This is a genomic window from Thalassospira sp. ER-Se-21-Dark, from assembly GCF_017922435.1.
Classification (GTDB): Bacteria; Pseudomonadota; Alphaproteobacteria; order Rhodospirillales; family Thalassospiraceae; genus Thalassospira.
Window position 1 is genome coordinate 1,630,176 of the sequence record NZ_VDEZ01000001.1, and the last position, 7,325, is coordinate 1,637,500.

A 7,325-nucleotide genomic window follows, 5' to 3' on the forward strand; every position below is an offset into this window, starting at 1 on the left:
GATGATCCAAAAAGAAAGGTCGCAGCACCAAAATGCTGCGACCTTTTTTGCGTTGGGACCGCAAATTCGCGCGATCTATTCCTTGAAATCACTGTGGCAGGATTTGCAGGTCTGCATCATTTCACCAAGTGATGCCTTGAAATCGTCTTCTGATCCGCCGCTAACTGCGACCGATTTAAGATCGCTGGCCTTGGCGTGCAGTTCGTTTGCCAGATTGGTGAATTTTGACCAGTCTTCCCAGATGTCTGACAGTGCTTCAGACGGTTTGCCATTACTGCCTTCCGGGAAAAGGGCGGTAAAGGTCTCGCCTGAGTGACCTTCGATAATCGTTGCGGCTTTCGCGACCTGATCCGGGTCATAGGGCAATGCACCCTTCATCATCGGGACCATGATTTTGACCTGTTGGCCAATGGCCTTCATGCCTTCCATGCGTTCCTTGACAACGCCGGTTGCCCCTTCATGTGCGATGGCGGCAATGCTGACCGTCATGGTCAAGGCGATGGCGGCTCCTGCTAGTACTTTCAACTCTCTCTTCCCCATTCTAGGTGTGCCTGACTGATGGTATTTTGTGTTTGTTCACGTGCTTTAGTGCCCAAATCGGGCAAGGATATGGTCAACCGAACCGACATAATGGCCGCCAAACAGGCGAACATGGACCAGTAACGGATAAAGATTATACAAATCACGGCGTTCTTCAAAGAACCCCGGCTCTATCGGCAGTATTTCATCATACCGCGCGAAAAATTCCGGTGTCAGATCCCCAAACAACGTCCCAAAGGCCAGTTCGATTTCCCGATCGCCGTAATAAATCGCCGGATCAATCAAGCCCGCAAGCTTGTCAGACTGACACAGGATATTGCCACCCCACAAGTCACCATGCAGCAGTACCGCTGTGCTTTGGTCTGGCAAAAGATCACCAAGCCTGTCGATCAATCGATCAACGCGCGCGGCCATACTACCGGGCAGCTTGCCTGCGCGATGTGCGTGTTGCGCCATATGACGCAAACGGTGTTCGGCGAAGAACGTGATCCAGCTTTCCTCGGGTGTATTTGGTTGCGCCAGGCCGCCAATTAAAGTGTCAAAGCCAAGTCCGAACGTTTCAGACGTTACCTGATGCTGCCTTGCCAACTGTTCGGCAAGATCGCGCTGCACGCGTCCAGTCATTCGGTTATCGTTGGCGATAAATGTCATCACCAGACAATTTGCGTCGGCATGGATGACCTCGGGACAAGGGATCGGGGAGTGCGTTTTGAAATAACGCAGCATTTCCGCTTCGATCAAAAGACCTGCATCATTTTGCGCATCATTTGTCGTGCTGTGCTTGATCACCAGTTGCTGCCCGTCATCCAGATCGGTGCGCATCACATCGGCAACGCATCCACCCGAAAGTGGCGCGACGGATCGCACCGACGCCCCGGTGTGGCGTTTGATCAAATCTGCAAGCGCGCGTTTATCCATAATCCTTTCCGGGGGTTAAGGGCCTAGATATCGTGTTTTTCGCGGATGTGCGACAGCAGGTTGTTTGAGGCTTCCTCGATCATGTCAAACACATCGACAAACCCGTTGGCACCGCCGTAATAGGGATCGGGGACACTTTGTCCGGCCATCGACGGATGATAATCCAGAAACAGCTCAATACGGTGCTGATGGGTATTGGGTGCCTGGCGGCGCATATCGCGCAAATGCCCGTCATCCATGGCCAGAACATAGTCAAATTCATGGTAGTCGGTAGGCCTGATCTTGCGGGATCGGATGTCGCTAAGATCAATGCCGCGGCTTTTTGCCATTTCACGCGATCGCGGGTCGGGCAATTCGCCAACGTGATAGGCCGACAGCCCGCAGCTATCGACGCTGATATGGGCATCCAGTCCGGCGTCGCGAACCATCTTGCGAAAAACGCCATCGGCCGTGGGCGAGCGACATATATTGCCGGTGCAGACGAAAAGAACCTTGATCACGCTATCAATCCGTATTGTCAGGGAAGGGGCAGGAGATGGTTTAAAAGTGACATGCCCGCACCTGGTCGGCAATGGCTGGTCGTTGCGCCAAGTGACCTTCATCTCAGCGGATTTTTAAAAATCGCGATCAATGTAACAGCTTCGTGACATTTTGAATGTGACACTGACAGGTCGGTCATTAGTTTGTATGATCGCGCCAATTACCTTTAATTTGGCGCGTTTTGATGCAGGAATTTGTTTCTTTTGGTTTGCATGTTGCCCTGATCCGGCAACTTGCATGGTTGCCGCGGGGCTATGACCTTGTCCCGGGCGGGACGGTTGTAACTTCTGCCAAGCTGCGCAGCATCATGCTCGCACTGGAAGAAATCAATGGTCCGGCGGTGCTGGTGCGTCTTGGGCGCTATCTGGCGGCCAAGGAACAGGAACCGATCCTGACCATGTTACGCCACTCGGCAACCCCGTCGGTGATTGCTGATCGCTGGCGCCGGCTTGAAGGTTATTCGCACGCACGTGCGCGCAGCGATTTTTCCGTCACCGGAAAATCCATGACCATCCATCGCGGGGTCGTGCGCGGTCAGCCACCGGCACGGGTGGAAAACCTGCTGTTGCTGGGGTTCCTGATCGGCTTGCTTGAGGCGGCCGGGGCCGAAAATATTGACGCCACCATTTTGCCAAGCCACGGTCCGGCAGTGCGCGTGACGCGCAAGGGCCGCATTAGCGATAAACTGGCATTTTCCGGTCGTGGCCTTCGTTTTCGGATCAATTGGGGCAGTTTCGAACAGGTTTCGTCATCCTATCCATTCATGGCCAATATGCCCGGCACCGCGCCGTCAATCGGGGCGCAGCGCCCGATCGTGCAACAGCTTTGTACGGTTTTGGAACATGATATCGGGCGTAGCTGGACAATTGATGAAGTTGCTGCAGCACTTGATACATCAGGCCGCACATTGCAGCGCCGCTTGCAACAGGCCAACAGCCGGTTTTCCGACCTATTGCGTCTGGTGCGCGTGCGTGAAGCCTGTCGGCTTTTATATGGCACTACCCTCTCGGTTGGTGAAATCGGGTTCTGGTGCGGCTTTACAGATAATGCGCATTTCTCACGCGATTTCAGACGTTTGATGGCGATGCCGCCCTCGGTTTACCGTGAAGCCAGCATCGGCCATGCCGGTTTGACCCGGGCATAACGGTCAACCAGTCTGGAGGGGCCGCGACCATTCACGGTGTGCTGGCTGATTGCCCGGTGATTGACCTGCCCGGTTTCCTTGGGTATCAGCAGCGCCATGAATGATTTCGTTTAAATCATCGTGCCCTTTCGCATCCATGAGGCTGCCATGACTGACCCCACCCGTCCTGCAAACGAGTATTCCGGTTTTCTGCCGCCGCGTTTTGACAATCGACCGGATGCCGATGATGTTTTGGTCAAAACATGGACCGTTGGGGACGCACTGACCGATCATAGCGTGCCGGAAATGCCGGCCGCCCTTTCGCTGTTTTTTGATCTGGTTGCCCCGTCAGCGGGCCGGTCAAATGCGACCGGGTTTGCCATGTTGTGGCTTGATCGTCATCCGCATGAAGAACCGGGCTGGCGTCTGTCCATCGGTCATGTCGGATCCGAGGATGATCTGGAATTGGCGGTGGCCAAACCGTTGGCGCGCCTTGTTGATGCCCTGCCGATGGCCAATTTTGAATGCGAAAACTGGCACACGACCCGCCCGCTTTGGCGCAAGCGGGCAGAACCGGTAAAGCTTGTTTTCTGGGGTGATTTTGCCAAGCATGCCCGCGCCATTCTGGGCCACAGCGATGCTGCATCTTTCTATCAGCCGCTTGGTGCAGGACTTCGGTCTGACAATGTCACAAGCATGCTGCCCTTGCTTGAAGATATGCTCGGTGATGCTTTTTTGCAGAACGGCATGGGGTTTGAAGATGCCCTGCGCCTTGGTATCGCATTGGGGCGCGCGCACCTGATCGAAAGCTGGATCGAAGCCGGTGGTTCGGAAAAGGAGCCCTATTTCCGGCCGATGAAAATCTGGCATCAGGCATGGCTTGCCAATGCATTGATTGATCCGGCGGTGGCAAGTCTTGCCATGTCGGGCAAACCGCCGATGCCGGCCCTTGATTTTGGGGATGACAGCACACCGGCATCGCGCCGAGCAGCCCTTGATGATGTGTCATCCTGGCTGACGACTGTGTTCTTTAGTGATGAGTATCCCGCCCTTCGAAACGCCTTTGTTGCCGGGGTGCAAAATGCCGTCTGGCTTGATCATGACCTGCAACAATATGTCCAGCCGCAACAACGCTCCGAGATCTTGCAAGGTCTGATGCCCTATTGCCGCTGGTTCCTGGCGATGGCGCTTTATAACCATCTGGGCAATCTGGCGGCGGGAACAGCGCGCGAGGATCAGGTCGCATTTTACGCGATCATGGTTGATGCCTTGCCGGAACTGGCACCGCTTGGCGCGTTTGCCACCCAGCGCGATATCGAACAGCACATCATCCGGATTGATGCCGCGCGCGCTGCATCGGCGTTCGACACACTGGTCCTGCCGTTCTGTGATCTTTTGATGCCGAAGCGCCAATTTGATGCTGCGCGTTCCTGATCATGTGATGGTATGCATTTTTAAAAACGCCGTCGGGCGAAACCGGCGGCGCTTTTTGTTCGTTGGTTCTCTATGACTAGATCTGTTCGGGATGTTCCGGAATGTCGTGCGATGACACGATCAGGAACCGGATCGCCAGACCGCTGACCGCGACAAGGCTTGCAATCGCAATCCCCCAAAACAGGCCGCGCACCCCCATCTCAAGAACGAATGACAGGTAATAGCCAACCGGGATCATGACAAAGATATAGGACACCAGATGCAAAATCGTTGGTGCCCATTTATCGCCAGCGCCGCGAAGCGCACTGATTGCGGCATTCTGCCCGCCATCGGTCGGGAAAATGATCGGCATCAAAATCAATACAGAAACCGTGGTGGCAAGCACCGCGACATCCTGGGTAAACAGATGTGCAACAGCATCGGGGAACAGATAAAGCGGAATGCTAAGGGCCAGCATCACGCACATCGTGGTCAAAAGACCAATCCACCCGGCAAGCGCCATGTCCGGTCGGTCGCGCCTGCCATAGGCAATGCCGACCCGAACCGATGTTGCCGACGCCAGACCAAGTGCTACCATAAACATCAGGGCCAAAAGCGTCATGCTGATGCCGTAACTCGCCGCGGCAATAACGCCAAGACGGCCGGCGAAAAGCTGCATGGCGGCAAAGGCGCCGGTTTCCATCCCCTGACTGGCGCCCGCAGCATAGCCCAGATGGCGGGCATCGCGCGATCCGCGCCACCACCCGGCAAAGCCGTTGCGAATGCCATAAAGATGATGGCTTTTCATCAGAAGGATATAGCCCAGCAGACCAAGCGCCATGAACCAGCGAATGACGCTTGATGTCCATGCCGCACCTTCGGCACCCAATTCAGGCAAGCCAAATGCCCCGTAAACCAGCCCGTAATCAAGAACGAGGTTGACCAGGTTGGCCGCGATCATCAACACCATGCCTGGCAGGGGGCGCTGCAATCCTTCAAGGAAAAAGGCACAGGTAATGTAAATAAGTGCGGCGGGCATTCCGATTGCCAGAATCATGGCCAGATCGCCGGCATGGTCGGTGATTTCGACCGGTTGACCGGTGATTTTAAACAGCCAGTCCGATTGCATGGTCAGAAGGGTAAAGACAATGCCGATCAGGACAGCATAAGGCATGGCATTGCGCCACACAGCCCCGGCCGCCATCAGGTTGTCGCGACCCTTGGCATGCGATGTCATGACCATGACCCCGGTCAGGAGTCCGATGCCGGTCACCATCAAGGATGTAAAGGGCGCATGTGCAATATTAAGGTAGGCCAGTGCCGCACTGTCATAGTTGCCAACCACGATGGTATCGACAACCGCCATGATCAGCATGCCAAGACGGGCAATCGTCACCGGCAGTGCCAGTCTGAACAATTCGCTTAGGTGACGCTTTATCCGATTATTGGGATAAAGCGGGGTAGGCGAAAGTGCAGGATCAAGTGCCGGATCAATTGGTGGCGGAGCCGGAGCACCATCTTGTGGGGCAATGGACATTGGACTGTTTCCTGTTTTTATCTGGCGATCAGGCTCTGGGTCGTGGTGGCGATCAGAGCCGTGATGCCGTTTTGCCCGGGTTTGGTTTGATCCAGGGTCTATCTGTGGGCGGCGAACGGTCGGCGGGGAATCGCCATCAGCAATTTGGCCGGATCATCGGTAATCACCGATGTTACACCCCAGGAGAACAGCTCCTTGGCGCGTTCGACATCATTGATGGTATAGCAAACCAGCGGGACACCAGCATCGACAATCTCGGCAGCACTCACCGGTGTCAGTGCCTTGTGGTCGATATGAATGGCCGATGCGCCAAGACGCGCATACTCGGTCTTCCAGTTTTTCGGCAGGGTTTCCAGCAACCAGCCGCATGGCAGGTCTGGCATATGTTTGCGCATATGGGCAACCGCGGTGTCATCAAAACTTGAAATCAGAATTGGCGGCACGGTCTTCGATGTACGGAGTTCCTTGATGACTTCCTCGCACAGGCGCACCGGATCGCAGCCAGATGGCTTGATTTCAAGGTTGGCTCCCATATCCATGAAATACAGGGTTTCGAGCGTATCTTTCAGGCTGGGGATTCGTTCGCCCCTATATATGTCTGAAAACCATCCCCCGGCATCGAGGTTGCGTAAGGCGTCGAAATCGCTGTGATGGATGGGGCCGGTACCGTTGGTGGTCCGTTCAAGCGTGTCGTCATGGATAAGCACGCATTTGTCATCCGCACTTAGCGTGACATCACACTCAATCCATTTGGCACCGCGTGCGCCGGCAACCCGGAATGCGGCAATGGTGTTTTCCGGGGCTTCAATTGAAGCGCCGCGATGGGCGACAATGTGCGGGATATCGATCACGGATATGGGCCTTTTATATATGTGGGGCTGCAACCGCCAAAACAGATGATGGATCAGGCCATCGGCTGTTCTGGTGGTGCAAGAACATCAATGCGATTCTCTTACGCGACTTGGATTGTGTGAAAAAGCGAAAATCTTGTTGCGATTTGAACGTTTCCTTTTTCGTTTTTGCTGCGAAGTCATTGGACTCCATATTGTAATTATTGGCGCAGAGTCGGTTTTCCCTGTGGTTTTCGGTGTTATGCACCGATGTGGGTCGAGCTATGCGCATATCCGATTTCTACGTGAAACCCCCGAAAGCCAAGGGTTTGTGCGGACCGTTTCGGGGGTGAAAAAAACAATCGCCGAAAATCTCGATAAATCTCGAAAAAAGGTGTTTACAGGTTCGGATAGGGGCCCTATA

General features: G+C 54.7%; 7 protein-coding genes. 2 read left to right on the forward strand and 5 right to left on the reverse strand.

What is annotated here, in order from left to right; all coding sequences use genetic code 11:
- Positions 1–75 precede the first annotated feature (75 nt).
- Genes FHI25_RS07500 through FHI25_RS07510 form a run of 3 tightly spaced genes read right to left on the reverse strand, consistent with a single transcriptional unit; the run spans position 76 to position 1,958 of the window.
- Positions 76–525: a cytochrome c gene (locus tag FHI25_RS07500; RefSeq protein WP_158586094.1), complete on the reverse strand. Its 450-nt coding sequence runs from the start codon at positions 523–525 to the stop codon at positions 76–78.
- Positions 526–585: 60 nt separating this feature from the next.
- Positions 586–1,458: a fructosamine kinase family protein gene (locus tag FHI25_RS07505; protein ID WP_210516396.1), complete on the reverse strand. Its 873-nt coding sequence runs from the start codon at positions 1,456–1,458 to the stop codon at positions 586–588.
- A gap of 23 nt (positions 1,459–1,481) precedes the next feature.
- A complete protein-coding gene (locus FHI25_RS07510; protein ID WP_210516398.1) occupies positions 1,482–1,958 on the reverse strand; it encodes a low molecular weight protein-tyrosine-phosphatase in 477 nt (158 codons plus the stop codon).
- Positions 1,959–2,182: 224 nt separating this feature from the next.
- On the opposite strand from FHI25_RS07510, the gene FHI25_RS07515 reads away from it, so the two are divergent.
- A complete protein-coding gene (locus FHI25_RS07515) occupies positions 2,183–3,142 on the forward strand; it encodes an AraC family transcriptional regulator (RefSeq protein ID WP_008889133.1) in 960 nt (319 codons plus the stop codon).
- Between the two features lie 147 nt (positions 3,143–3,289).
- Positions 3,290–4,555, forward strand: a complete 1,266-nt coding sequence (locus tag FHI25_RS07520) for a hypothetical protein (protein WP_210516400.1) — start codon at positions 3,290–3,292, stop codon at positions 4,553–4,555.
- A gap of 76 nt (positions 4,556–4,631) precedes the next feature.
- On the opposite strand, the gene FHI25_RS07525 is transcribed toward FHI25_RS07520, so the two are convergent.
- Both FHI25_RS07525 and FHI25_RS07530 read right to left on the reverse strand, forming a co-directional pair.
- The gene (locus tag FHI25_RS07525) at positions 4,632–6,071 is read right to left on the reverse strand and encodes an MATE family efflux transporter (RefSeq protein WP_210516402.1); all 1,440 of its coding nucleotides are present in this window, start codon (positions 6,069–6,071) and stop codon (positions 4,632–4,634) included.
- Positions 6,072–6,169: 98 nt separating this feature from the next.
- Positions 6,170–6,922 carry a glycerophosphodiester phosphodiesterase family protein gene (locus FHI25_RS07530; protein WP_210516403.1) on the reverse strand — a complete coding sequence of 251 codons (753 nt, stop codon included), beginning with the start codon at positions 6,920–6,922 and terminating at the stop codon, positions 6,170–6,172.
- Positions 6,923–7,325: the final 403 nt, after the last annotated feature.

Bases quoted from the DNA above. Each gene is read 5' to 3' on its own strand.
- FHI25_RS07525 (WP_210516402.1), bottom strand. From the start codon at position 6,071: ATGTCCATTGCCCCACAAGATGGTGCTCCGGCTCCGCCACCAATTGAT.
- FHI25_RS07505 (WP_210516396.1), bottom strand. From the start codon at position 1,458: ATGGATAAACGCGCGCTTGCAGATTTGATCAAACGCCACACCGGGGCG.
- FHI25_RS07520 (WP_210516400.1), top strand. From the start codon at position 3,290: ATGACTGACCCCACCCGTCCTGCAAACGAGTATTCCGGTTTTCTGCCG.
- FHI25_RS07515 (WP_008889133.1), top strand. From the start codon at position 2,183: ATGCAGGAATTTGTTTCTTTTGGTTTGCATGTTGCCCTGATCCGGCAA.